The 26764-nt window shown below is 31.6% G+C and carries 26 protein-coding genes and 1 pseudogene; 20 read left to right on the forward strand and 7 right to left on the reverse strand.

Features of this window, described 5'->3' with window-relative positions; all coding sequences use genetic code 11:
• Positions 1 to 9 precede the first annotated feature (9 nt).
• The 8 genes from WOVOC_RS03525 to WOVOC_RS03580 all read left to right on the forward strand — a co-directional run bounded on the left by WOVOC_RS03525 (position 10) and on the right by WOVOC_RS03580 (position 7279).
• Positions 10 to 2367, forward strand: coding sequence for a VirB4 family type IV secretion/conjugal transfer ATPase (locus tag WOVOC_RS03525; RefSeq protein WP_025264323.1), 2358 nt, complete (start codon positions 10 to 12; stop codon positions 2365 to 2367).
• Positions 2368 to 2910: 543 nt separating this feature from the next.
• Complete coding sequence (locus WOVOC_RS04815) at positions 2911 to 3168, forward strand: hypothetical protein (protein ID WP_025264324.1); 258 nt, start codon at positions 2911 to 2913, stop codon at positions 3166 to 3168.
• Between the two features lie 204 nt (positions 3169 to 3372).
• Positions 3373 to 3783 carry a hypothetical protein gene (locus WOVOC_RS04820; protein WP_232500383.1) on the forward strand — a complete coding sequence of 137 codons (411 nt, stop codon included), beginning with the start codon at positions 3373 to 3375 and terminating at the stop codon, positions 3781 to 3783.
• Between the two features lie 39 nt (positions 3784 to 3822).
• Positions 3823 to 4161: a hypothetical protein gene (locus tag WOVOC_RS04825; protein ID WP_025264326.1), complete on the forward strand. Its 339-nt coding sequence runs from the start codon at positions 3823 to 3825 to the stop codon at positions 4159 to 4161.
• Positions 4162 to 4243: 82 nt separating this feature from the next.
• A complete protein-coding gene (locus WOVOC_RS04830) occupies positions 4244 to 4405 on the forward strand; it encodes a hypothetical protein (protein ID WP_242368931.1) in 162 nt (53 codons plus the stop codon).
• 152 nt (positions 4406 to 4557) lie between these two features.
• Positions 4558 to 4815, forward strand: a complete 258-nt coding sequence (locus WOVOC_RS04835; protein WP_025264327.1) for a hypothetical protein — start codon at positions 4558 to 4560, stop codon at positions 4813 to 4815.
• Between the two features lie 32 nt (positions 4816 to 4847).
• Positions 4848 to 5171: a hypothetical protein gene (locus WOVOC_RS04840; protein ID WP_025264328.1), complete on the forward strand. Its 324-nt coding sequence runs from the start codon at positions 4848 to 4850 to the stop codon at positions 5169 to 5171.
• 857 nt (positions 5172 to 6028) lie between these two features.
• Entirely contained in the window at positions 6029 to 7279 is a 1251-nt protein-coding gene (locus tag WOVOC_RS03580) for a pyruvate dehydrogenase complex dihydrolipoamide acetyltransferase (RefSeq protein WP_025264330.1), read from the forward strand.
• A gap of 988 nt (positions 7280 to 8267) precedes the next feature.
• Here WOVOC_RS03580 and trpS read toward each other — a convergent pair.
• Genes trpS through rpsP form a run of 4 tightly spaced genes read right to left on the reverse strand, consistent with a single transcriptional unit; the run spans position 8268 to position 11220 of the window.
• On the reverse strand, positions 8268 to 9266 hold the full coding sequence (gene trpS, locus WOVOC_RS03585) for a tryptophan--tRNA ligase (protein ID WP_025264331.1): 999 nt from the start codon (positions 9264 to 9266) through the stop codon (positions 8268 to 8270).
• A gap of 12 nt (positions 9267 to 9278) precedes the next feature.
• Positions 9279 to 9848, reverse strand: coding sequence for a nucleotide exchange factor GrpE (locus WOVOC_RS03590; protein WP_014868832.1), 570 nt, complete (start codon positions 9846 to 9848; stop codon positions 9279 to 9281).
• A 10-nt stretch (positions 9849 to 9858) separates the two neighbouring features.
• Complete coding sequence (locus tag WOVOC_RS03595; RefSeq protein ID WP_014868833.1) at positions 9859 to 10890, reverse strand: polyprenyl synthetase family protein; 1032 nt, start codon at positions 10888 to 10890, stop codon at positions 9859 to 9861.
• Between the two features lie 9 nt (positions 10891 to 10899).
• Positions 10900 to 11220 carry a 30S ribosomal protein S16 gene (rpsP, locus tag WOVOC_RS03600; RefSeq protein ID WP_025264332.1) on the reverse strand — a complete coding sequence of 107 codons (321 nt, stop codon included), beginning with the start codon at positions 11218 to 11220 and terminating at the stop codon, positions 10900 to 10902.
• Positions 11221 to 12153: 933 nt separating this feature from the next.
• Between rpsP and WOVOC_RS03605 the strand changes: the two genes are divergently transcribed.
• A complete protein-coding gene (locus WOVOC_RS03605) occupies positions 12154 to 12540 on the forward strand; it encodes a hypothetical protein (protein ID WP_025264333.1) in 387 nt (128 codons plus the stop codon).
• A gap of 253 nt (positions 12541 to 12793) precedes the next feature.
• Here the strand turns inward: WOVOC_RS03605 and ftsY are convergent, their stop codons facing one another.
• A complete protein-coding gene (gene ftsY, locus WOVOC_RS03610) occupies positions 12794 to 13708 on the reverse strand; it encodes a signal recognition particle-docking protein FtsY (protein WP_014868835.1) in 915 nt (304 codons plus the stop codon).
• Positions 13709 to 13894: 186 nt separating this feature from the next.
• Between ftsY and iscU the strand changes: the two genes are divergently transcribed.
• The 4 genes from iscU to hscA are packed head-to-tail and all read left to right on the forward strand — an operon-like array spanning position 13895 to position 16903.
• Positions 13895 to 14287 carry a Fe-S cluster assembly scaffold IscU gene (iscU, locus tag WOVOC_RS03615; protein WP_025264334.1) on the forward strand — a complete coding sequence of 131 codons (393 nt, stop codon included), beginning with the start codon at positions 13895 to 13897 and terminating at the stop codon, positions 14285 to 14287.
• Between the two features lie 7 nt (positions 14288 to 14294).
• Entirely contained in the window at positions 14295 to 14699 is a 405-nt protein-coding gene (locus WOVOC_RS03620) for a HesB/IscA family protein (RefSeq protein WP_025264335.1), read from the forward strand.
• A complete protein-coding gene (locus WOVOC_RS03625) occupies positions 14692 to 15150 on the forward strand; it encodes an iron-sulfur cluster co-chaperone HscB C-terminal domain-containing protein (RefSeq protein ID WP_025264336.1) in 459 nt (152 codons plus the stop codon). Before WOVOC_RS03620 ends, WOVOC_RS03625 begins: the two co-directional genes overlap by 8 nt.
• The gene (gene hscA / locus WOVOC_RS03630; RefSeq protein WP_025264337.1) at positions 15128 to 16903 is read left to right on the forward strand and encodes a Fe-S protein assembly chaperone HscA; all 1776 of its coding nucleotides are present in this window, start codon (positions 15128 to 15130) and stop codon (positions 16901 to 16903) included. The genes WOVOC_RS03625 and hscA overlap by 23 nt, the downstream gene beginning before the upstream one ends.
• Positions 16904 to 16907: 4 nt before the next feature.
• On the opposite strand, the gene lepB is transcribed toward hscA, so the two are convergent.
• Both lepB and WOVOC_RS03640 read right to left on the reverse strand, forming a co-directional pair.
• Positions 16908 to 17663 (reverse strand): signal peptidase I, encoded by a 756-nt coding sequence (gene lepB / locus WOVOC_RS03635; protein ID WP_025264338.1) that lies wholly within the window; start codon positions 17661 to 17663, stop codon positions 16908 to 16910.
• Positions 17664 to 18123: 460 nt separating this feature from the next.
• Positions 18124 to 18303, reverse strand: coding sequence for a hypothetical protein (locus WOVOC_RS03640; RefSeq protein WP_155981153.1), 180 nt, complete (start codon positions 18301 to 18303; stop codon positions 18124 to 18126).
• Positions 18304 to 20976: 2673 nt separating this feature from the next.
• On the opposite strand from WOVOC_RS03640, the gene WOVOC_RS04845 reads away from it, so the two are divergent.
• The 7 genes and pseudogenes from WOVOC_RS04845 (at position 20977) to folD (ending at position 25397) form a co-directional block, all read left to right on the forward strand.
• Complete coding sequence (locus WOVOC_RS04845; protein WP_242368932.1) at positions 20977 to 21123, forward strand: hypothetical protein; 147 nt, start codon at positions 20977 to 20979, stop codon at positions 21121 to 21123.
• 110 nt (positions 21124 to 21233) lie between these two features.
• Positions 21234 to 21527, forward strand: coding sequence for an aminotransferase class III-fold pyridoxal phosphate-dependent enzyme (locus tag WOVOC_RS04920; RefSeq protein ID WP_256377376.1), 294 nt, complete (start codon positions 21234 to 21236; stop codon positions 21525 to 21527).
• A 29-nt stretch (positions 21528 to 21556) separates the two neighbouring features.
• A complete protein-coding gene (locus WOVOC_RS04925; protein WP_025264340.1) occupies positions 21557 to 21853 on the forward strand; it encodes an aminotransferase class III-fold pyridoxal phosphate-dependent enzyme in 297 nt (98 codons plus the stop codon).
• Positions 21854 to 22317: 464 nt separating this feature from the next.
• A complete protein-coding gene (locus WOVOC_RS03655) occupies positions 22318 to 23604 on the forward strand; it encodes an HlyC/CorC family transporter (protein WP_025264341.1) in 1287 nt (428 codons plus the stop codon).
• Between the two features lie 9 nt (positions 23605 to 23613).
• Positions 23614 to 23790 (forward strand): annotated as a pseudogene (locus tag WOVOC_RS04960) (GapR family DNA-binding domain-containing protein).
• Between the two features lie 80 nt (positions 23791 to 23870).
• Positions 23871 to 24497, forward strand: a complete 627-nt coding sequence (locus WOVOC_RS03665) for a UbiX family flavin prenyltransferase (protein WP_025264342.1) — start codon at positions 23871 to 23873, stop codon at positions 24495 to 24497.
• Positions 24498 to 24500: 3 nt separating this feature from the next.
• The gene (folD, locus tag WOVOC_RS03670) at positions 24501 to 25397 is read left to right on the forward strand and encodes a bifunctional methylenetetrahydrofolate dehydrogenase/methenyltetrahydrofolate cyclohydrolase FolD (protein ID WP_025264343.1); all 897 of its coding nucleotides are present in this window, start codon (positions 24501 to 24503) and stop codon (positions 25395 to 25397) included.
• The last annotated feature ends 1367 nt before the right edge of the window (positions 25398 to 26764 follow it).

Consider the following 26764-nt stretch of genomic DNA (forward strand, 5'->3'; position numbering starts at 1 on the left):
CGATGTTATATGCAACCAAAAATACTAACAATTAATCCTAAGCTTGGTGGAAAAAATAAATTAAATTTAGCATTATTAAAAAGTATTGATTTAGATTTTATCCCCTACTCCTGCCATTATAATGAAGAAACCATATTAACAAAACAGGGAGAATTATTAAAAATAATCAAGTTAGAAGACTATTTCTCTGCTGAGAACTATAGTGACCTTAGAACTGAAATTAGAAAAAGTATATCAAAAAATATCAATAGCCTATATTTTACCGTTTGGGTTCATACTGTTAGAAAGCGTAACAAATTCCGCTTAAAATGGAATAAAACTGGAGACTTTTCTGATAAATTACATTCAACTTGGTTTAATAAACTCACTGACAGCAAATTACATTATATAAATGAGCTATATATTGTACTAGTGTTTAGCAATTTCGGTAAGTATATTAATAGTTCGTTTTTTCTCAGTAGAATAAAGAATGAGCATAAGCTGTCATTAAGAGAAAATCATCACGAATTAAGGAAGGTAACTGATTTAATTCAAAGTGATTTAAAACCTTTCGGGGCCAAGAAGCTTGGTCTTAGGTTTAGTGAGGGTAGAGTATATTCTGAAATGACAGAATTTCTCCATTACATCGTTACGTTAACACACAAAGATTATCCAATACGTGAAATAGATCTGTCGCAACACATTAAAGATTTAAAGGTAGCTTTTGGCTTTAATACATTTCAAACAACATTTGAAAATCAACAAAAGTTTGGCTCTATCTTTTGCATAAAAGAATATCGGGAAATTCCATTAGAGAATATAGACAGGTGTTTACAGCTTGACTCTGAGTTTATTATTACAGAAATAATAATATTTACTAGTAACAATAAAGCAGTTAAAGAATTTAAAAATCAAATTAATATGCTGCAAATCAGTGAGGACAATACTCTACTTCAAAATTCAGGAATAAAGGAAATAATAGAACTTGGACAAACTTCTGCTATTAACTTTTGTCAACAAAAAATTATTTTTGCAATCTTTGCAGATAATAGAAATAGATTAATTGAAAATATTAGCAGCCTATCCTCCGTAATGTCGTCAATTGGTTTGATGATGTTTAGAACTGATTTACATATGGAAAATCATTTTTGGGCACAACTTCCGTGCAATTTTACTTTTATTACGCAACCAAAAAGTATACTAGCAAAATACGCTTGCAGCTTTGCTATGCTACATGACTTTACATCAGGTACATTAAAAGGAGGAAGATGGAAAGAAGCAGTGACGATCTTTTTTTCAAAAAAAGGAAGCCCTTATTTTTTTAATTTTCATGGGAAGAAAAACAATGGTCACACTACAATACTTGGAGCTCCAAATTCTGGCAGAACTTCATTAATTAATTTCTTACTATCTGAGTCAAGAAAATTTAATCCTAAAATTATTATATTGGATAACACTGGAAAATCAATAATCTTTACTAAAGCAATGAGTGGTAAATATTACATAATTGACCCAAAATATAAAGATAAAAGCCTAAAATTTAACCCATTAAATATTGAAGATAGCGCTTCCAATCGCAATATGCTGATTAAGTTAATCAAAAAGATGATAGATGATACAAGCTTAGTAAACATAGAAGAAAAGATAAAAAAAATTGTAGATTCTATATTTACTGTACCAAGAGAATTACGTTCTATTTCTAAAATTTCTGAGATGCTTTTACCCCTCGGGGGTAAAATAAGTAAATGGTGTGGTGATGGTGAGTTTGCTTACTTACTTCAAGGTGGTGAATCCGATATCGATTGGAAAACAAAAACTATATCTCTCAATACTGCAAACCTCACAAAACGAAAGGAATGTATGTCCGTGATACTTTACTATTTTTTATACTCTTTCGAAGCAAAATGTGATGGCTCACCTGTAATACTTGTTTTAGATGAAGCATGGGAAATAAGCAATATTTTTTCCACAGAGAAAGAGTTTGATAACTGGATGCAAAGAATGACAAAATTAAATGTCGTGGTAATTTCAAGTACTGAAAACCTAAATTTAGCATTTACTAGCAAATTTACTCAATACTTAGATAAGCATGTCGATACAAGAATTTTGATGCCAAATATCAATGCAAATAGATTATACATGAAAGCATTTTCTTTATCGAAAGAGGAACTGAATACAATTTTGCAAACTCCAACACAGGAAGGTTTATTCTTAATAAAGCAACATAAAGGGTTAATAACTTTAAATTTAGACTTGAAGAATATACAAGAAATGTACGTCCTCTCAGCTAATAAAAAGACTATAAAGTATATGTATGAAGCGATAAGGGAAAAAGGCGACAAAGTTAATAAATGGTTACCGGTGTTTTATGAAAAGTGTAAGATTTAATTTTTCATTCATGCTTCTCTGATATTTAGTCTTTCGTATCAAGGGTATGCTGATTGTCCACCTTTTGTAAAGAGCAATACTTGGTTTGAAGGAATGCTTGCTAGTAATTAGGTAAAAGAAATTAAGATAATAGCAATAAAAGATCAAGGAGTAAATGGCTACTTTAATCCTAAAATTAGAGTATGTGCTTATAACGGAAAAAGTTACTGTTATGACTTACAAAGCGGAGAATCCTACTGCAAATATATGGAACACAAAGTATAGGAGCCAGAGTATCAGCAGCAGCTTTTATCGATTGGGAAGGAGATAAGACATCCGTTAGAACAAAAATTGGGAAAGGCCTTGAATGGGAATGGCAGATGGTGTGATTGACAGTAACATATCTGATGAAGAAAAAGAGAGACTTGCCAAACTTCCCAAATATGTGCTTGTAGTCAAAAAGGTGCTCGTAAATCTGGATTTACGAAATTTTGGGATTTTAGCATTATAGATTATAGTAACCTTTGTGACACTTGTTATCAAACAAAAGTGAGATGTACTCCCGTGCCACTTGCTCCTAGTCCACCTCCATTTTGCAAACAACTTACGATCCCACCTCCTAAGGTGAAAATTGTTCCTATAACGAATGAAAATAATGATTACTTTGAACCTAAGGTTAAGGTAATAGTCAGTGATCTAACAATAGAAGATGGAAAAATTGAAAAAGAGTTAGATTTTTCTAGAAAGTACAAAAAAGATAATAATGATAAGCTTCCTACTACAGATGAAATTAAGAAACATTTTATTTTAAATAAAGATTAAAGATAGCACTACATACTACTTTATAACATATAGAAAAAAGGTAAGCTCTGCGCTGAATACTATGGAATTCAAGGCATAAATGAAAAAAATCCGCAGTTCGTCCATTGTTTTCCAGCACCACCAGCCCCGGAACCTGAGGTAGTAGAGATAGTACAAAGTAACATGCAAGGAAAACAGAGTAATACGTTAAAGATAAGAATGAAGATGAACAGAAAAAATTGCATAAGTCAAGTAAATAAAAAATATAAAAATGGTTCCTGTACTTTCGATGTTAATACTAATTCTACTACAAACATTAGCCCTCTGTCTTTAACAGTAATAAAGACAGCAATAGTAGCGAAAACAACTAATAATAAAAGTAATGTTGACAATATTATAAAAGGTATATTAGAAAATAATATGCAACAATTTAAAGTTCTGAAAGAATATGGTTATGTTCCTGATACTAAAGAAGAATGTGAAGAGTTTAATACAGAAGGTAAGTGCAAATTAGATAACTTAGGGCATCCAAAAGTAAAAGTAAAGTACAAAAAAATACCAAAAGCAAAATACTCTGTCTTTCTGGCTAGAAGCCAGAACCAGAGGAATATGCACTTCAAAGAGAAAGTGAGATAATACCATTAAAGCTAATGGAGACAAAATATATTAAATACGATGCTGTTTATTCAAAAAAATCAAATCAGTTCTATTATCTTCCAAGCAAAGAAAAAGAAACAGTCAACCTTCTACAAAAACCTCAAGAAGAGGTGGATAGAATATATATTTAACAGGCAAGGGTATATTTTCTTTCTTGATAAAAATAAGCAAAAGAAGGTAGAATGCAGCTACTATATAAATCAAAATAATAAGATAGATGAAGCATTTGCATCTGGTAAAGGGCTGAAAGTAGTATACAAACTAATAGATGGAAAGCATGAAGAAAAAATTGTAATCAGGATAATTATGGCTGCATCTGCGTTAATGGAACATATACTCGTTCAACACAATACTTGAATAAAAAGGATAATAATCCATTTTACTTGAAGTATGAGGAAGTGGAATGCAAAGACAAGAGCACCAAGAAACATAGAAGTGTATGCAATTAAAAGACCAGCCAATCAAAGCAGACACGGCAGAGGTTTTTTATGCTAATAAATTATGTAGGTTTGACTTGGAAGGTTCAAAAAAGAGATTGGAAGAAATAACTAAGAAACAACTGAAGCAAGAACTTGAGAAAAAGAGTGAAAAAATTCTATGATTCGAAAAATAAAGATATTTATACAGATGATTTATCAATAATGTTTGATTCTATTGAAATAGAAGCATGGGGAAAGTGGTGAAGCAGGTCATATAGCAGACACATCTGTTAACTGTAAATCTCATGTATGTTCTACTAAGAGAAGATCAGGAATGCCAGGAGATTATATTAAGACTAAACTAAGAATTGATCCTGATTATCCTCTAATTAAAATTAGAGCTATAGAGGAAAGAAGTAATAACGAAAACCACATTTCAAGTAAAAACAGGAAATCCACTTTTATAAAAATGTGTAGTTTAGATAAGCAAGATCGTGAGAAATCAATCACCGTTGCGGGCGAAAGTAAACATAGAAGATATGATCCTGAAAATACAAGCTACAAAAAAACAGTAATTTATAGAAAAATTTAAGACTAGAAGGAAAGATAACAACAGCAAATACATTGAAATCTATACAAGATAATCAAATTGCATATATAGAAAATGGTGAAATCAAGTATAAAACGGTAAGTTGTACCAGTGATTTTAGAAGCAGTATACCTGGTGTAGGTGGCTGCATTGACAAAAGCAAAGGCTCTCCAGAGTATGTGAAGATTAAACCTATTATTGAGAAATTCAATAAAAAAGAAATAAGTGACTTCATTAAAAAAACAATAAAAAATCTCTATAGTCTCGGAACTATAACTAATTCTTCGGTAGGGAGCCTTAATGTAAATATAAGAAAAAAAATCGAAGAAGAAGTCAGAAAAGAACTGCTAGGGTCATAACATAATAAGTCATAAATTTTAACTATCACTTAAAATGGCTAAAATTCAGGCTTTTTTTCTCATTTTAGTAACTAATTAAAATAACTACGTATAAATTTACTATTTAAGTTTAACTGCTGTACTTTATAAAAAGGTGTAACTAATGTAAATGAGAAAAGTATTTTATGTCGCTAAAAAACAAAACTTCTGAGTTAATAGAGTTTAATGCTAAATACCATACTAAGTTACTTAGATTAGGTTATACATAAGCGTGCTGCAAGTTAAATATCTGATTTTAATTACCCTTTGTATAACTAACAGTGCAGTTGCAAGATCCAAATATCAGACATTATAAACATATCAACTCAATAAAAGAGAAAGTCGATCAGATTGATATTACAGGCATAGAAAGTAAAACAAAAAGTAAAGTTAAAAAAGAAAATAGCAAAATTTTTAGGTTAATTTTCAAAGCGAACTAATCGCTAAGAGAATGAAGTGATACTATACAAGAATTATAAGCTCATTTACCGAAGAAATGGTGAATAGTTTCTGTGGAAAATACAACAGCACCACGGAGGAAAAAGATTACCCAGAGCATCAAAAAAATTAGTACACTTTTTTTCTACTCTGTTCAAAGAGATAGCTACAGAAAGCTTGAAAACTACTGTTAATTCAAACCTTTTACTAACTGAATCAACTTTCTCACATAATCCTCTCTGTACCCATGCTTTAGCATCACGGGAAAAAAATGGCAACATCACCTTTCACTGCACTTTTTTATTTCTGTTATAACAAACTCATTTATAATAATTCACGATTAGATTGACACAAGATAAAGAGTAAATTAAAAATTGAATAGATCTTTAAATACAAAGTTAATGCCCATAGAAATATTAATGCCTGTTCTCTCACCGACAATGAGTAAAACAGGAGGAAAAATCGTAAAATGGTACAAAAAAGAACAAGACAAAGTAGAAGTAGGTGATATAATTGCTGAAATAGAGACCGACAAAGCTATAATGGAGCTTGAATCTGTAGATAGAGGAGTTTTAGCAAAAATTTTAGTGTCAGAAGGAGTAAGCGGTGTACCTGTGAATCAACCGATAGCTATAATGCTGGAAGAGGAGGAAGATTGGAATGCACTTGATAACTACGTTTCAGCTTCTGTTACTAATACCAAACCTGAAAAGGAAATTGAAACTAATCTTCCAACATCATCCCAGTGCTTAACACTAAGACCTAGAAAAGAAGAAGATACCAACAAGGTAGTAGTAGAAGATAGAATAAAAATAAGCCCATTAGCTAAAAAAATAGCTCAAAGTGAAGGTGTTGACATAACGCACCTAAAAGGTACAGGTCCGCATGGTCGTATCGTTAAAGCTGATGTATTAGAACTTTTAGATGATAGTACACAAATTGAAAGCCGTAAAAAGTTAAGTGAAGACATTATAATCGAAGTAAGTAACATGCGCCGGACGATAGCAGAGCGCTTGGTTGAATCTAAGCAGAATATTCCACATTTTTATTTAACTGTAGACTGCCAGGTTGACAACCTCATATCGCTCAAAAATAAGATCAACTCAGCAAACGAAAACAATAAAGTAACAATTAATGATTTAATTATTAAAGCTGCGGCTTTTAGCATAAAAAAATTTCCTGACATAAATTCCTCGTGGATAGATAACAAGATAGTAAGATATTCAAACATAGATATCTCAGTTGCTGTAGCACTTGAAGATGGCCTAATTACTCCTATAGTGAAAGATGCTGACAAAAAAGGTATTTTATCTATATCAAGAGAAGTGAAAACTTTAGTAAACAGAGCGAAATCCGGAAAATTAAGACCTGAAGAATTTCAAGGAAAAGGGGTCACTATCTCCAACTTAGGGATGTTTGGTATAAAAGCTTTCAGTGCTATTATTAATCCGCCGCAGTCTTGCATTATGGCCGTTGGTGCATCCAAAAAGCAACCGATTATTATAAATGAAAAAGTAGAGATTGCAGAGATAATGATAGTAACACTTTCAGCTGACCATAGAACAGTTGATGGAGCAATGGGAGCAAAATTTTTAAATACCTTTAAGCACTATATAGAGAATCCTCTAACAATACTTATTGAAGTTACATAAGTATTTAATTTACTTAACATTATTATTATTGAATTAATGCCCATAAATTTACAATCATATTAGTTAATGGTTTAGAGGTAAAAGTATATTGATACAAAAACGCACTAACATATAATATACCCTTTATTACTACAAGATTAAAATTTAACCTCTTTAATCTTGGATTCTGCAACTCTTTTATGAATAGCACTGAAGCTAAGTCCTTTTAGCACTAAGCCAGTTGTTTATGTTTATTGCAGATAATCTACCAAAACATGGTGTAAGATACTAGATACTAGAATATATGTTTCTCTTTTCAAACGCCTATATATCAACCAATCCTTCTATTACACATATTAATTTATTGTCACGTTTTGAATCGATACAAATAGACAAGGTGACCTTATACTATCTAGATTTTCTGCAGACCTCACACTTTATTATAAGATGCACTAGCATCTTTAATCAAGGGTGCAAGTAGCAGCATAACACCTTTTCTCTGTTCTGAGATATATAACTAACCTGCGTGATAATGATGGCCTCAAACTGGGCAATTCAGAAAAAGCATGAACTAAATTTTTTACATCAATGTTTATTCTACAAATTCAAAATAGACGACAAGATGGTAATATTAAATCCTCGATAAAAAAATAAGTTTTACTTAATTTTGTTTTGGCTAACTACAGGAAAATTACTTCCGCATACTCATACTCTCATTATACTGAGGGCAAAGATATTTAGAGAACTCAAAAAATCCACCTTCATCTGCAGGCTTTTCTATCAAACAACCAAAACTCAGTAAAAAAATATAGCGTACCTTCAATATACACAGATAGATGTACACATATCCTACATTTTTTCTGAATTCTTATTTAGAAGAGAACTACCAAATCTAGCACCTAAAATCAGTTTATAACTAGCTCAAGCTTTTGATAAATTTAAGTGTTAGTAACCACATAAAAAACAGAATACATCTATATTCTTTGTACTTTAAACCTCTAATACTCAACTATTGAACAAGCCCTATAATATCCTTAACTTCTCTTATGCTATGATCTGCAATCTCTGCTGCTTTTTCTGTACCTCTTTTTAAGATTTCATATAAATAAGATTGGTATTTTAAGAGATCATTAATCTTCTCACGTATGGGTGATACGACACTGATGATTAAATCAGCTAACTCTTTCTTAAAGAACTTCATATCATGTTTATTCATTTCTTCACACACTTTACTTACATCAAAACTACCGAGTGCTGAATAAATGTTTAATAAATTACTTACTTCCGGGCGGTATTTTAAAGTAGCAAAATCAAAGCCTAGTATTGAATCTGTTTTTGCCTTTCCTATTTTTTTAATAATTAGATCATCGGTGTCATCAAGGTTAATGCATGAACCTTCTGAAGAATCAGACTTACTCATCTTACTTGCACTACTCCTTAAGCTCATTATCCTCGATGTATAATCTAAAAGTAGGATTTCAGGTATGATAAAATGATCAATTTTATAGTAATTATTGAAAGTTAACGCGATATCACGTGCGAGCTCTAAATGTTGCTTTTGATCATCACCAACAGGAACGTATTTAGCTCGATACAGCAATATATCTGCAGCCATAAGTACCGGGTAACTATATAACCCCAAAGATGCTCTTTGTTTGCCATCACCAGCCTTACCTTTAAATTGAGTCATACGGTTAAGCCAACTAACTGGCGTATAACACCCAAGCAGCCAACCCAGCTTAGTATGGCCGCTAACTGTGGACTGACTAAAAATAATGGACTTTTCTGGATTTATTCCACACGCAATGTAAGCTGCTGCTGTTTTTAAAATATTACCTTTTAATTCGCTTGCAGAAAGCCTATTGGTTGTAATTGCATGTAAATCAACAATACAAAAAAAAGATTTATATTTATTCTGTAAATCTACCCACTGCTTAATTGCACCAAGATAATTGCCTAAGTGTAATATACCACTCGGTTGAACACCTGAAAAAACAATATTACACATTATTTTATTTTACTAATTGTTTTCACAATCAGCAGATCTCTTGGAAATAACAACCATTGCAGGACGAAGTAACCTACTTTTAATAGTATAACCAGTTTGTAAAACCTCCATGATAGTACCAACCTCTTTTTCATTATCTTCTCTCTCTACAATAGCCTGATGCAAATTACTATCAAAGAGTTCCCCAATTGGATCCATTTCTTTTATTCCGTATTTTTTAAGATCACTCATAATTTTTTGATGAGCTACTTTAATCCCCTCATGAACAGGATCACCATCTTCCAGGTTTTCCATTACTCTTTTCAAATTATCGCAAGAGTCTATTATATCACGTGCAAATTGTGTAACTGCATAATCGCTTGCATCGCTGATTTGCTTTTGCATTATACGTTTGACGTTCTCGTTGTCTGCAACAGCACGGCGTAAATGATCTTCAAGCTGAGCTGCGCGCTCTTTTAATATACTGAGATCTTCGTTCAAATCACTAGTTTGGTTGTTGCTATCATTTTGCTGACCTTCACTCTTCTGCTTATTTACCACACCGGTAAACTTCTTCCCCTTTTCTTTACTACCACTTGACATACCATTACCCCTAAGAACCTAATAAATATATAGCAATTAATCTAAAAATATCAAGAACTAGCCAAGTTTGTCTTTCTATACTCGCATTTAAAAAGTTAATCAAAGCAGTTTTATAAGGAGAATCAGAAAAAGTACTAATATTATTTTGTGCTATGCTAATATAATGCCTTGCTTTCTCTATAGAAAGCTCAACAGCATTGTGGTGATTAATATAGTACAATGCTTGATCAAAATCGCGTTCAGTTGAAGAAAAACATTTTTCCCAAAATTTTTGTTCCACCGTACTGCTTTTTTCATACGCTATAATAGCAGGTAAAGTAACTTTACCCTCAAAAAAGTCTTTTCCGACTTGCTTTCCAGAAGCACTTTGACTAGCAGTATAATCGAGCATGTCATCAATTATTTGAAATGCCATGCCAAAGTTAAATCCAAAACTCTTTAATCTCTCTATCTCATCACTTGTAGCACCAGATATTACAGATGCGGCTTCACAACATGCAGAAAATAAAGATGCTGTTTTTTCTCCAATGATATCAAAATAGTTTTCCCTAATAGTGTTAGGATTAAAGCATGTCGTCATCTGCTTTATTTCACCCTTCACAAGTGAACGCGATGCCCTAGATAGGATAGAAATAATGTTTAAATTCTCACACTCTATAAGCCATCTAAATGCCAGAGTCAATAATAAATCACCGACTAAAATGCTTGACTTATTCCCCCAAATTTTATTTGCTGTTTCAACTCCATGACGCACTTCACTTTCATCAAGCACATCATCATGAAGCAAAGTAGCATTGTGTATAAATTCTACCGATGCAGCAACTTTAATTCTATCCTCTCTAGAATAGCCAAGCATTTTACATATAACAAAGACGAGTTTAGGCCTGATTTTTTTTCCACCTGACTTAACAAGGTGAGATATAACATCAGCAGCAAGCTTAATATCTTCATTATCAACACTATTAAAGATAAAATCTTTCATAGCTGACAAATCAGAAGATACAACATTATCTAATATATCATTATTATTTACTGACAGCATTAAAGAGACTTACGCCTCTTGTTCTTTTACTTTTTTCCTTTTTGTTTCCCTTGGTTCCATTTTTCTCTTTTCTGTTTCTAAATCTAAAAGACCTTTTTTGATGAACCATAATACTCTTTCAGTTGCTTGCGCACCTACACTTAGCCAATATTTTAACCTATCAGCTTTTATCACAACACGATTTTTATTGTCTTTCGCTAGCATTGGATCATATTGCCCTATTCTTTCAATAAAACGTCCATCTCTTGGTGCACGCGAATCAGCTACAATTATTCTATAAAAAGGGCGTCTTTTTGCACCAAATCTTGCTAACCTTATTTTAACTGCCATGTTAACCTTTATTCATATGTTACTTATAACTTTATATAATAAGCAGTTCAAGTCAAATAAATTATTATACAACTTTTGCACCTTACAATGCACATATGAAAAGTGTCTGAAGTGCATCATGCTCAATTTATGAAAATTATCTTAATATTACAAGGTTTATGAGGTTTCGCTGTTTAAACTTATTTTACCTATTTAGCTAGTCCCTATTGTAATTATGGAAAGTAACCTGGCTTTTATGAGAGCTGTACACATATGTTAGTTCTGCAGTCAAAGTATACTGTAGGTGGGTAAAAAATTCATCGCATATGACAATTGAACTATAGTTATTAAAGAAATAGTAGTAAAAACAGAAGTAAGCAATACATCCATACCACTTTTAATAAAAGTCGTTACCAGATGCAAAATTATTACCCTCCAAACTTCTTTTAATAAGAATAAAAAAGTCAGATAGAGTTTCTATTGAAGATACTGTTTAAGGTACCAAGCATTTCAACTGTGATGGCGAACCTAAACTTAACTTGGAAAGTCTACCCTTTCGCTTGGAATTACAGCTAATATTGGATAACTTTCTTCTTTCAATAATTTTTATTATTGTGCGAAAAGTCTTTAGAGCAACCTAAGAGCAAAGCTTCCTAAGATAAAGAAACCAAAAAATTAAGCTTTAATCTATAGTATCTTTAGCTGATCTAATAATGACAATAAAAAAATAAAAACACAAAAATTTCTAATTATCAATCCTCACAAACAATGTGTGAAGCTAAATTTACATGAGAACTAAGCATTATAATACAGGTTCGCACCTGAGCTCATAAGTTGATCATTCTTACAAAATAGTATGATATTTTTTTTAATGATTGGCCATATAACCAAGAATAGACAAAACAGCAGGACCTTAAAACTTTAGAACACATAGGGTGAATACGGTATTGTATTTTGAAAGCAGAAATAGCAATCAATACCACGTTCCGTATGTTATTTAAAACAGGTCTGCCCCTAGAAATGAAGTTAGCCATTTTTGAAATATCTGAAGTAGAACTAATACCTCCATTGACATCCATCAGCGTCACTTCTAATAGGCAATACCAATGGCAAAAAAGCTGTCGGCAATGCTATATTTATAAAATTAATGGTTCTAGACTGACTCTACTAGAAGTCCAAGAGTTAGATAACAGGAACAAATACGGAAACCCAAGAAGAGAGCAATTGAATGGGATATTAATATCGATTAGCTATAATCATTACAGTGTTAAATACTTGTTGCAAAATATTTTTGCACAAAAAAGAAGTGTACCTGAGTCTTGTGAAAAACTAAAAACATAGGAATTATCAGCTGATGTTGCTTACCTTTTTTAAAAAGTTAGTTAATTTAGTATTAACAGCTTCTTTAAGAAGCTATGATAAAGTTATACTTTCAAGCAAAATTAATTAAGAATATCCCACATGCTAATCTAAAGGTTAAAAAAGTAAAAAATTATGGATCTTTAAAAACTATACTATACCTAAAACAGCAACTACCTATCTTATAATAACAAAATAATTAAGTTTAAACATATAAAAGAGCTGAAATAAATCTTCAATCACAGTTAAACAACGCCTTAGCAAATTCTTTGCCAGTAAATTCCTTTAGATCTTCTATACTTTCACCAATTCCTATAGCCAGCAACTTCACTTTATAAGTTTCTGCAAGTCCAATAACTACTCCACCCTTAGCAGTGCCATCTAGCTTCGTTATAATTAGCCCAGTCACGCTCACCATCTTGCTAAATGCTTCTAATTGGCTATAAGCGTTTTGGCCAGTGGTTGCATCAAGAATTAAAATAACATCATGAGGGGCAGTATCATCTAATTTCTTTACTGTTCTATATATTTTTGATAGCTCTTCCATAAGGTTTACATTATTTTGTAGCCTGCCTGCTGTATCAATCAGAACAACATCAATGTTGTCTTTTATAGCTTGACTTACAGCTCTATATGCTAAACTTGCAGAATCACTGCCGTATTCTCCAATAACGATAGGACAACCAGAACGCTCTGCCCAAATATTTAACTGTTCACTAGCAGCAGCTCTAAATGTATCACATGCAACTAGTACAATAGATTTTCCCATTTTTTTATATTTATACGCGAGTTTGCCTATAGTTGTGGTTTTACCACTACCATTTACCCCACATACCATTATTATATGTGGTTTCTTATTCAAAATAAGCGGTTGCATAACAGGGCTCAACATAGCTTCTATTTCATTGATTAATTGGTGCGTGACAACGTTATGCTCAACTTCCTTATCACACTTGATACTCGCAAGCTTATCAATAATTAACTTAGAAGTTTTATGACCAACATCCATACTCACTAAAAGCTCTTCTAGCTCATCCAAAAGGAATTGATCTATTTCTTTTTTTTTGCCAGAAAAAATATTTTTCACCCCGTTGCTAAAGCGAGAAGAAGTTTTTAACAAGCCTTTATAAAAGTTACCAAACAAACTCAAGTAAATACTCCTTTTAAAATTTAAACTTAATGTAAAAAATTACATGTACTACATGTATTTGTAAAGCAAATATACTTGCGTGTGTCATCTTTTGTGAATAAAATATGCTAATCACAAGTGTGTTTTTCTTTAGTCTTTAAATTAAATGTGCTATAATGTAAAATAGTGGTTTATGGGGGTAATTCTATGAGTTATAACAAAAAAATTTTAGATCATTATGAAAATCCAAGGAACGTTGGTTCCTTGGATAAAAATGATCCAAACGTTGGCACTGGTTTAGTGGGCGCGCCGTCATGCGGAGATGTCATGAAGCTACAAATAAAAGTTAATGACAAAGGTGTTATTGAAGATGCAAAATTCAAAACTTTTGGTTGCGGTTCTGCTATTGCTTCAAGCTCTTTACTCACGGAGATGATTAAAGGTAAAGCTATTGAAGATGCAACACAGATAAAGAACACTCAAATAGTGAAAGAATTATCTTTACCTCCAGTAAAGATACACTGTTCAGTACTTGCTGAAGATGCTATAAAAGCTGCTATTCATGATTATCAAAGTAAACAAAGTAAAAGTAATAACTAAAAAAGTTATGGACGAATATCAAGAAGTAAATGCTGTAAAGAAAGATAAAAAACCTATCACCATCACTACAAATGCAGTAGAAAGGATAAGATATTTATTGGATCAAAAACAGCATGATAACTTTAAAAAATCAGAAAAAGCAATAGGAATAAGAGTGCTAATTAAACAAAAAGGGTGTTCCGGTTTAAAATATGACATCGAATATGCATATGATACTCGTCCTTTAGAGTCGGTAATTGAAGAAAGATGCAGTAACGGTCAAAAAGTCAAGGTATTAATCGATCCGAAATCTATCATGTTTATCCTTGGCTCTGAAATAGATTATGTAGAGAAAAAATTCTCATCAGGTTTTATTTTCAAAAATCCTAATGAGAAAGGAAAATGTGGTTGCGGAGGAAGTTTTCATGTTTAGAAACCACTTTTCATTGCTTGAAATTGAGCCAGCTTTCAATATCAACTTTGATGAGCTAGAGAAAAAATACATTGAACTAAGCAAGACTGATATAAATAAAGGAAAGTCCAAAAACATGAAAAGCATAAACAAAGCTTACCAAGTGCTAAAGTCTCCACTAAAACGGGCCGAACATTTATTGGATCTTTTTGGCGTGAAAATCCAAGAGAATCATACAAATTCCGAGATACTAAATGAATCAATAGAAATAAGAGAGTACTTGCTAGATTGCGATAACCTGCAATTTGCAAGTAAGATAATTGATGAAAAGATAAAAAATTGCACTAAAAACTTAATTGATGCTTTTGCTGTAAAAAATTTTGATGAAGCTGTAATGCAAGTTTTAAGATTGAAGTATCTATATAAGTCATTTGAAGAGGTAAAGAAAAATGCGTCCAATTCAAGTCTCTGAACCAAATTCAAATGAAATAGTGTTTGGCATAGACCTTGGTACCACCAATTCTTTAATTGCTGTAGTCAATAAAGCTGGTGACGTAGAAATATTTAAAGATGAGCAGGGGAGAGAATTACTGCCTTCTGTTATTTCATATGAAAATAACATATTTAAAATAGGATATGATGCTGGTCCAGGTGCAATATACTCCATAAAACGCTTAATGGGTAAAAATGTCAAAGATTTAAATAAAGAAAGTATCAATTTTGAAATAGATGAGGAAAGTGAAAAAGTTATTAGGATAAAATGTGCAGAAGATAAATATCTTACTCCTGTTGAAATTTCTGCCGAGATATTAAAAGCTTTGTGCGAAAAAGTAAAAAAATCCACAGGGATAAAAGTAAAAAAAGCGGTAATCACTGTGCCAGCTTACTTTGACGATTCAGCACGTAATGCAACCAAATATGCAGCAAAATTAGCTGGTATAGAGGTTCTTCGTTTAATTAATGAGCCAACTGCTGCTGCATTTTCTCATTCGATTAAAAAGAATAATAACAGTGGAATATACGCAGTTTATGACTTAGGTGGCGGAACATTCGATATTTCAATATTGAAGTTACATCAAGGAGTGTTTCAAGTCCTTGCGGTTGGCGGTGATACCGAACTTGGTGGTGATGATTTTGATCGCCTACTAAGTTCAATTGTGCTTTCTAAGTATAGAGAAAAGGAAAGTTTAAGTGAAGAACGTCCCGATGTTACATACCTTAGTAACATTAGAATTCATAACACACGCCTTGTCAAGGAATACCTAAGCGAAAATACATCAGGCATTTTTGGCTTCAATATTAACGGTGAATTATTTAAATGCAAAATTACTAAAGAAGAATTCGAACAGGCAATTACCCCATTGGTTAACAAGACTATCAACATAACCACTCGTACTATATGCGATATAAATCTTAAAATTGATAGCATAAAAGGAGTAATTTTAGTTGGCGGTGGAACTAAAGTACCATTAGTACAAAACTCACTAATCACACTTTTTGGAAATAAAATACTAAGTGATGTAGACCCAGACAAAGCAGTTGTAATTGGAGCAGCTTTACATGCTCATGTTTTAACTTCGGGCTTAAAAGATAGGAATATTCTCCTCGACGTTTTACCCTTATCACTTGGCATAGAAACCATGGGAGGAATAGTTGAAAAAATTATACCAAGAAATACACCACTACCAGTTTCAGAAACAAAAGAGTTTACGACTTACGCTCACGGGCAAACGGCAATGAAAATTCACGTTTGTCAAGGAGAACGCGAAATGATAGAAGATAACAAGTCTCTAGCGCAGTTTGAACTAAAAGGAATACCGCCACTACCTGCAGGTTCTGCAAAAGTTGAAATAGAATTTACAGTTAATGTTGATGGAATATTGACTGTTACTGCAAGAGAAAAAAGCACTAGCATTGAACAAACGGTTGAAATAAATTCAAGTTTTGGCTTAAGTGAAACCGATATTCAAGACATGGTTAACCAATCAATAAATAACTTTGATAAAGATATGAAAGCTCGTTCTCTTGCAGAAGCCAAAGTTAATGGAAGTAAATTTATACATCTGATTGAAAGCAACAATGGTCTTTCTATTAATCAAAGGTTAAAAAAACTATTGCAAAACGCAAAAAATGCTTTACAGGGAAACGACTTGAACAAAATTAATAACGCTATCACTGAATTGAAAAATTCCTCTTTAAAGTTGTGTAAATTAATAAATAGATAGAGTTTTATACGATACTGTGCAATATCCTATTCAACCGCAGAGCAATAGGTATTCTGAAATTAAATGGCAACCAATTAACCTTTCCCAACTTAAACGATAAACCAACTATGCTTACACGCCCAATTATATTTTCCATTGGTACAAAACTGATTTCAGGAAACCTACTATCAAAAGAATTATTTCTGTTATCCCCTAAAACAAAAAATTGATTGTCAGGCACACAATAAGTCGGGCTATTATATGATAGTTCATTGAAAATATTATCTATTAAAATTTCGTGTTCCCTCTCATGTGAAAGTGTTTCTATATATCTTGGTATGCTACGATTTGATTCATAATCAAAAAAGTCCTCAATTTGCTTTCGCTTTACTTTTTGATTATTGAGGTATAATTCTCCCTCTATAATTTGCACTTTGTCACCTGGTATCCCTATTACTCGTTTAACAAACCTGATGCTGTCGTTTCTTGTTGGTTTAAAAACGATTATATCACCACGCTTTGGAGGAGTATAAAAGATTCTGCCACTAAAGATTCTCGGAGAAAACGGAAAAGAGTACCTACTATAACCATATGAATACTTACTAACGAAAATATAATCTCCTTCAAGCAGAGTGCTTTTCATTGACCCAGAAGGGATATGAAATGGTTCAAATAAAAAACTACGTATTGATAGTGCAATCAACAGCAAAAAAAATAATGAAGATAAAAACCTTCCTGTTCTTGCTACCAAGTTTTTTCTTAATCTCTCTAACTTTTTCAATTTTGTTTTTCCTATAAATTATAGCTTATTATAATACGTAAAAGTAACAACATAAAACTTTACTCGTGGACATTGTTTTTCACTACTAAATCCGAGTTACATAAGTTAGCTTCACCGCTTACTTACACTTCGCGAAGTTTTTGTTATTTGCTCTCTAGAGCAAATATTTGAAGTTTGATAAAAGCTAAAATTTACAAATTACCCTTAATAAGGAAACTTAATAGATCCTTAACCAGTATATTAAAGGCTATGTTTTAGATCGTCAATTACCTGAAGTTGTAGATATCAAGAGAATTAGTAGAAAGTTTCTGTAAAAAAACAGGCATACTATAGAGCTTCTTTTGTAGGTAACAATAAAATTAACTAATGAGTTAGAGTAAACTGTTTATCATAACAGTTTACTCTAACTCATTAGTTAATCTTAGATACAGCGTAATCTTAATAGAAATATTTTTTTACTTTAAACCTCAGCTACCACTACTATTGCAGTATTTATTACAGCTACATAGTTATAGGATTGAAGGTTATAGTCATCAGAAAGTTTCATGAAAAAGTCAGTAAAGAAAAGCAAAAAAACCTCATATAGATGAGCATTAGTACTGAAATTAGGAATAGTCTCCACTAAAAGTTTTGAACCCATAAAGAGCTCATTAGTAAACATTTTCATTCATCATTTTCATCAAGCTAAAAGCAGAAATAAGTTTTCAAACAAAGCAAAGCTTCCTGTAGATCACCAAACACTAAAATATTGCCATTTCCTTAAGTAACTTGATTTGTGCTAAGTTCACCACAATTACCCTCCTTTAGGACTAGACCTTTCATGCAAATCAAGAAATCAAAACATATCACACACCATAATTTCAGGTATAATAAAATCAATTTGTTTTAAATATTCTGATAAAACTTTACTTATCAACTAATTAAAATTTATTTCACCACCTACACCTTCTAAAATTTCAATTCCTAAACGTTAATGAAGTAAATCTACATTTAAAGTTAGCAGCTGCTACTTTTTAAGTAAAACTGTATTGTTTACTTACAGCAAGCTAAAGTTGGCACACCATAAAAATAAGCTTCATAGAAAGCATCTATAATTTTTAAAAAACTCCTCTGGTTTTCGAGTATCTTATACATACTTACAACAGTACCATCTCGTTTTAACCATGAAAAACTACTCCAAATTATTTACTAAGCTTAGGTACATATAACCAGTACTGATACCTTGCACTAGTGTAGAAATTATATTCTTGTTATTGATAGAATTTAGTAACTAATTGCATAGTATCCTACTCAAAGTCACGTTTTACACATATAAAGGCTGAGTCGAAGAAACATTCCTTGCTGCTGATGACGCAAAATTGTATTCACAATTTTTCCATTCCTCTTTAATTGTTTAAGCAAGACGTTTTCCTACTCTGCTAATTCTCAAATTAGTTTTCATCATTAAAGACAAGTGAAAAACATGTTTACTGTCTTCAGAAACTATACAAAAGTTCCCACACTATTTCACAAATCATTATTTCCATTCTATTAAAAAATAGCACATACTCTCAAAACAATTAGCCATTTTTTTATAATCGTCTCCATAGAAACTTTTCACAAAGCCTCTAATAAAATATTTTCTACATAACAAACATTTATATTAAGAATCAGTAAGATTAGATGCTCTTTTGTCTATAAGAGATACTGCAACGCTATCTATGCTACTTTACAACCCTTACAACTCACCTTCATATAAACTCTAAAAAAGAAATCAACCCTTTCAAATAGGGCTTTATAAAATTTTAAAGAAGTCACATTTACACTAAAACTTATTTAGCTACAATATTCTTAAATAAAAGCTAAAAAAGGTAAAGATTGTTAAGACTATCATCTAAATAGCTCTAACACTAGTATCTAGAAAAAAGAAACATAAACCCCGCATCACACGTTAAGATTACACCATTTGGTGTAAACTCACCTTTTACTACTCTTATGTTTATCTTTTCATGATACCTCACCTAGCTTATTTTGCGCTTCTTGAACAGATACTTTTTTTTAACTTATCACATTTCTTTATCTACTGATCAAATATACTAGACCATATAAGAAAAGCCATTATTAAAATAACTCTACAGTATAAAGAATCACATTATAGCACCTTTGTAAGAGATAGAATCTGCTGTTTACCTACCTAGTATCAAGTATATTACAAAAAGTTAGCTTATAATTACTACTATCAGATTTAACAACCTTTAGATATTTAGACACCACTCTCTATAAGAGTAACCACCTTTTTTAATATGGTTACATATGACCAATTCCAGCCAAGTATTACATCAATCTATTTTGGCAAAGTAGCTATTAGCAGCACTATTCAAGACAATATTTGCTATCATAGATAGATACTATCCAATAGTTTTTCCCTTTTTTTACAAAGTAAATTCCTTCTTTGCATTATAGCTTTTTTAAAGCTATCCATTATTATTTCGCTCATTGTCAGTACATCAGATATATTTTATGCATACTGATACTAATAGTCATCATATGCTGGAAGAAGAACTTCATTCTTGTCTGATATAAATGATCTGTATCACTAACTTCTATTACAGAATAAAGTTACCTTCTTCTCTTATGATCTTCTATAGCACTAGATCATTTTTATCATAAAAATTAATAAATTTCAGCACTTCATATGCTAAATTATATGTAAAAATATATAACTTGATATAAAAATATAGATCATCTATTATATCTTTAAGCAAAGTTTTTATCACTTTATCTGATTCAAGTGTTTCGACAACACTATCCCTGTTTTCACTTTGATAACCTCTTGTTTTATGATAAAGCCTCTTCTAATAAGTTTATTATTTTTATCACATATTTTCACCTTTAGAAGCGAGTTTCCTTTATATAATACAAAATTACTTTGTTATCCCTCTTTTTGTAACCTTAAACCATTAATATTGTTCCCCCACTCAACCATACCAACGTATGAGTTAATAACACATATATTACCATTTTTCTTTAATCTGCAATACATAGTAGAAAGCTTAATCAGCTTCTTATAGAATAGGTTTTTATTATCTATTTTAAATATTATACTACTTCTACTAAAGCCTACTTCAGTAGTTTTGTTACCTTATGCAGCAGATAACTTTCTGATTATAGTTTAAAATCAGTAAAAGAAGTTATATTAGTGATAAAACTTCTTATCACACGTACCATATCCACAGTAACATTTTCCTACTCTAAATCAAAGCATATTTCCATTTTCCTTCATAATCTATACCTTAGATGTAATTAATTTACAAACATTAATTATTTGTTGATAATGACACACAAGTATAGTTACAAAATTGTTGATAATACTGCAACACTTAAAATGAACTATATTATTAATGCACATAATAGGTTTAACATTCCTATAGTCAGAGGAAAAGGAGTATACCTTTTTAATAGAGATGGTAAAAATATTTAGACTTTCCTGCAGGTATTTCCACAACTTCCTTGGGACAATGCCATCTATATATTATAAATAAGTTGAAGGAACAATTGGATTCATTGTAGCACTGCTCTAATATTTTCATTATCCCTCAACAGGAAAGGCTTGCTGAGCGTTTAACAGTACTTACTTTTACAGATAAAGTTTTTTTTTGCTCAAGCGTACTTGAGGTAACAGAGGCTACAATCAAACTTATTCGTCGTTATTTTTATTTAAAAGGTGAGGAAAAGCGTTATCGCATTATTACAATCGAAGGAGGTTTTCATGGACGTAGTATTGCTGCGATTTCTGCTGAAGGAAGCAAGAAATTACGCGAAGGCTTCGCTCCGCTCCTTCCTGGTTTCGATAAAGTGCCAAGAAATGACATCAAAGAGCACTAGAGAAAAAGATCAATAATGAGACAGCTGCTTTGTTTTTAGAACCTATACAAAGCGAGGGGAAAGTGTATATTCTAGATGTAGAGTACCTTCAAAAGGTGAGAGAAATAACAAGAGCTCAAGGAATAATTTTGTGTTTTGATGAAGTGCAATGTGGATATGGACGTATCGGTTCTTTATTTTATTATCAGAACATAGAAATTGAGCCTGACATGTTAACTTGTGCGAAAGCTATGGACAATGGATTCCCTATAGCTGCATGTTTAATAAAAAGTTATGTAGCAGAAGCGATTACCCCAGGAACTTATAAGATCAACTTATGGCGGTAATCCTCTTGCTATTACTGTCGGTAACACAGTGCTTGATATAATGCTGAAAGAAAGCTTTTTTAATCATATTAGAAGAGTTAGTAAATATTTAAAAGAGAAATTGCTACCTTAGCTAAAGAATTTCCAAAGATAATCTCAGAAATTCGTGGAGAAGGTTTATTGATAGGAGTAGAGCTCAAAGTACCTTTTGCTGATAAAATTGTTAGCCGATCTCTCTTGACAAAGGTTTAATAATAACTAGAGTTATTAAATAATAGAGTGATAAGAATAACCCCCTCACTTATTACTGAGGGTAAACATGTAGATGCAGCATGCGATATACTCCATAGTTTATTTTTTGAGGTTAAAAATATGTAAATGTTTTAGGTATATAAAACCTAGCCATACAGAACTTCAAATTTGCAAATGCTTCTTATAGTAGACAAAATTAACTCTAGTTTTTATCACAGTAATATTACACTTTAATGGGTCAGTTATTGATTTTAGTATTATCAATAATTTTTGTTTTGTTGATTTTATCATTTTTATTTTCAGGAGCAGAAATAGGATTAACCTCTATTAGCCGCTCCCGAGTAAATAAATTAAAGCTAGACGGTAACAAAAAAGCCAAGGTAATCGACCATTTATTAAATAAAAAGGAATTAACAATAGGTACAATATTACTCGGCAACACAATTATTAACATTACCTGTTCCGCTTTACTTACAGCAATAGTCATAAACTTTTTTGGGAACGAAGGCGTCTTTCTATTAACAATTACAATGACATTCTGCATCTTGCTATTCTGTGAGGTATTACCAAAAACTTACGCCATGCAAAACCCTGAGAAGTTTACATCATTTTCTGCTTATTTTGTACTGTTTTTTGTCAAGATCTTTTCTCCATTGACGTCAGGTATTCAGTTTATTGTTAATCTCATTCTAAAATTATGTGGTCCTCACAAAGACAGGGAGGTAATATCTGCAGCAGATGCAATGCGTAATATTATTGTTCTTCATCGCAGTGAAGGAACCATGTTAAAACAGGACTTAGATATGCTAAACAGCATACTTGATTTAGCTGAGACAGAAATATCAGAAATCATGACCCACAGAAGAAACCTATTTTCTCTTGATATAGATCGAAATAAGGAAGAATTAATAAGAGAAATTTTAACCAGCAGTCACAGTAGGGTACCATTATGGCAAAAAGAACCTGATAACATCATCGGAGTAGTTCACGTAAAAAACCTAATAAACGCTTTGCGTGAAAAAGATAATAGAACAGAAGAGGTTAACATTACTCAAGTTATGTCAAAACCTTGGTTTATACCAGAAAGTACGCCGCTTAGCGTGCAACTGCATAATTTCCGTAAAAACAGGAAACACCTTGCGTTTGTTGTTGACGAGTATGGAGCCCTACAAGGAATCGTAACTCTTGAGGATATACTAGAAGAAATAGTTGGAGAAATCTCTGATGAACATGATTTAATCACAGAGAATTTCATAAAGAAAATATCTGATAATATGTATCACATAGAAGGAAAATCTACTATTAGGAACATTAATAGGCAGTTACATTGGAATCTTCCTGATGAAGAGGCTACAACTTTGGCAGGCATGATTGTAAATGAAATAGAGCGTATTCCTGACGAAGGTGAAGAGTTTTCCATGTATGGTTTTTATTTTAAGATTTTAAAAAAAGATAAAAACACTATTACTGCTATTGAAGTACGAGCGAAAATTGATAATACTGTAACAGCAATTAATTAATTTGGTTTTATGAAAAGCACAGTAAAAATAATAGCTGATAAGCTAAAAAGCTACATAAAGAGAATCGAAAAACTTGAACAAGAAAAGAAAGACATATAAAACCACATTTGTGACATGTATGCAAAAGCTACAGATAAAGTTTGGGATACAAAAGTAATGAGACAGATTGTTAGACTAAAAAAATGAATAATGATAATAGAGAAAAATAGGAAATGTTGCTTGGTACTTATAAGCGTACATTAGAAATGAGTCACGAAGAAGATTAAATGAATAACAGAATTGTAATTGGAATAAGTGGAGCATCTGGTTCTATTTATGGTGTACGTATTCTAGAGATATTAAAAAAGGTCAGTAAATCTCTTGAACTTGCTACAACATATTCCAGCATCACGTACTCGAATAACACTAAATCAAGTTACGAAACTCATCTAGTAATAAGTAGTGCTGGAAAAATAACCATAAATCATGAAATTACAGAAAAACTTGAGGATATCATATCACTTGCAGATTTTTACTATTCTGAGGAAAAAATAGGAGAAAAGATAGCAAGTAGCTCATTTAAAACTTTAGGAATGATTATCGCTCCATGTTCTATAAAAACAATGTCTGAAATTGCATCAGGTATTACTTCCAACCTATTAACAAGAGCTGCAGATGTAACATTAAAAGAAAGAAGAAAATTAGTTCTTATGGTGCGAGAATCACCATTGCATCTTGGCCATTTACAAAACATGTTAAAACTAACAGAGATGGGAGCAATTATTGCTCCACCAGTGCCAGCTTTCTATATTAAGCCAAAATCTTTAGAAAATATTATCAATCACTCTATTGGCAAGGTATTAAATTTGTTTGATATTAAACTACCTAACCTCAAAGAATGGCAAGGAGTGTAGCAAATGTCAATTATCATTGACGGTAAAAAAATAGCAAGTAATCTACATAAAAAGCTATCACGAAAAATTAATGTTTTAAAGAGAGAACACAACATTTTTCCTTGCCTTAAAGTAATCCTTGTGGGAAGCAATCCAGCAAGTCAGATCTATGTTCGCAATAAACAAAAAAAAGCAGAATCAATAGGTATAAGTTCTGAAACTATTGTTTTATCTGACAATATTTCAGAAGATAAATTAATTACAAAGATTAATGAATTAAATACAGATCTATCTGTTCATGGCATTTTAGTACAATTGCCTTTACCAAGTCATATTAATACAAGCAGAGTAATTAACATAATAAATGTCGAAAAAGATGTAGATGGCTTTCATGATGAAAATGTCGGCAGACTAGTTAAAGGTGAAAAAAATTGTCTTATACCTTGTACCCCTAAAGGGTGTTTATATTTGATTAAATCAATTGAAAAAAACCTTTCTAGTAAAAATGCTGTTGTGATTGGGAGATCAAATATTGTGGGTAAGCCAATGTTTCACCTATTGTTACAAGAAGACTGCACTGTTACCATCTTGCACTCACAGAGTAGAAATTTAGCTAAATATTGCTCTAGGGCAGATATAATAGTCGCAGCAGTCGGAAAGCCAAGATTTGTTCAAAAAGACTGGATAAAAAAAAGCGCAATAGTAATTGACGTTGGCATAAATAGTGTAAACACAGAAGGGCAACCAAGCCTCATAGGTGACGTTGACTTTGATGGGATAAAAGAAAAAGCCAAAGCTATTACTCCAGTACCAGGAGGCGTTGGCCCAATGACTATCGCATTTTTGATGGTAAACACTATTATTGCTACTTGTTTGCAGAAGGGAATTGATGCTTCTAGCTTTATATGCCAAGACTTATAGCTGCAGTAATATGATTAGTTAGGATGATAAAATTGAAAATATGGTTAATAACAATCTTTCTTTTACTACATTCAAGTACAAACTTCTATTATAATTATAATTTTCATTTACCGCACCGTGGATCCAACCATAATCTATAATTTTATTATATAAATAATATAAGCAATATAAAAAAATTGCTGAGTAGCAATAACAAATTTGTTGTACTTACATTTGATAATAGACCTCCAACAACAGAACATGTGATACTACCAATGTTCTATCTATGAAGCAAAAGCAACACTTCTTCTTTTATGAACGTATAAATCTGAAATAGTAGAAAAATCCATAAAGCAAGCCATGAGCTGGGCAGCTATTCTTGGTCACATAGAAAATTGATGTTATTCGCAAGTGAGAAATAATTCAAGTGTTTTAAAAGACAAACATGGCAATTAAAAAATATAATAGAGCAGAATAATATAAAATAGTTTTGTCCGCCATATGAATAGCATGACAATAATTTAATTAAAAACACCGATTAATTGAGTATGTATTTGATATCATGAATAGTTAATTTCCTGAATTAACAAAAGCAATAAACCAAAGATATTAGCAAAAGAGTTATAAGAATGTACGTAATGGAGCAATGCAATTGCTCCATTATCACAACAATAAATCAAATATAATCAAAGTTTAATCTTATATAGTCAGATATTAACAAGTCTAATTAGAACTTGTCACCTTAAGTAAGCGAGGGAAAAGGGCTTGTAGTGTAGTTAAAACTAAAAGTATATCAAAAGAAATCATAGTTTATGATTCATTAAATGAGATAGTGTACAGATGTTAGAATGTGATATACCTAGATATAATATTACTTCCCCTGCTTATTTTTGATTTTTAAAAAGATATAACTTAGAAAAATGAACTCCATTCATGTACCGGAATAACAACTTTCTACCCAATTCATTAATTATTTTAGTTATAAATGTTAAAAAGATTAACGAATGAAAAAAGTAAAAGAGAATAAGGTTGATATTCGTTTTAAAACGTTAGCATTTTTTTTATGTTTTAAATGTTTAATAACCGCAATTTAGCTGCATTTAAAGATACTTAAGAAATTTACTTTTCAAAAAAAAACAGCAAAAGAAACCCTGTGTAGATAGTTATTCTTTCTCTAAATCTTACAAATCGGCATTGCTGCTTAAACACTTTATAAAACATGTTTTAGCTTATGTAGGTAAAAACCTATGGATCCGTAAAGATATAAGATTCACATAGTTCAAAAATAAAAACATAGAATATTAACTACTTAATATTTTTGTCATTTTACCTCACAGATTGAAGATAACTAAACACCTTCAATTCTTCTTAAGAAGACTGTAAAAACT

It is taken from the genome of Wolbachia endosymbiont of Onchocerca volvulus str. Cameroon, assembly GCF_000530755.1.
Taxonomy (GTDB): Bacteria; Pseudomonadota; Alphaproteobacteria; order Rickettsiales; family Anaplasmataceae; genus Wolbachia.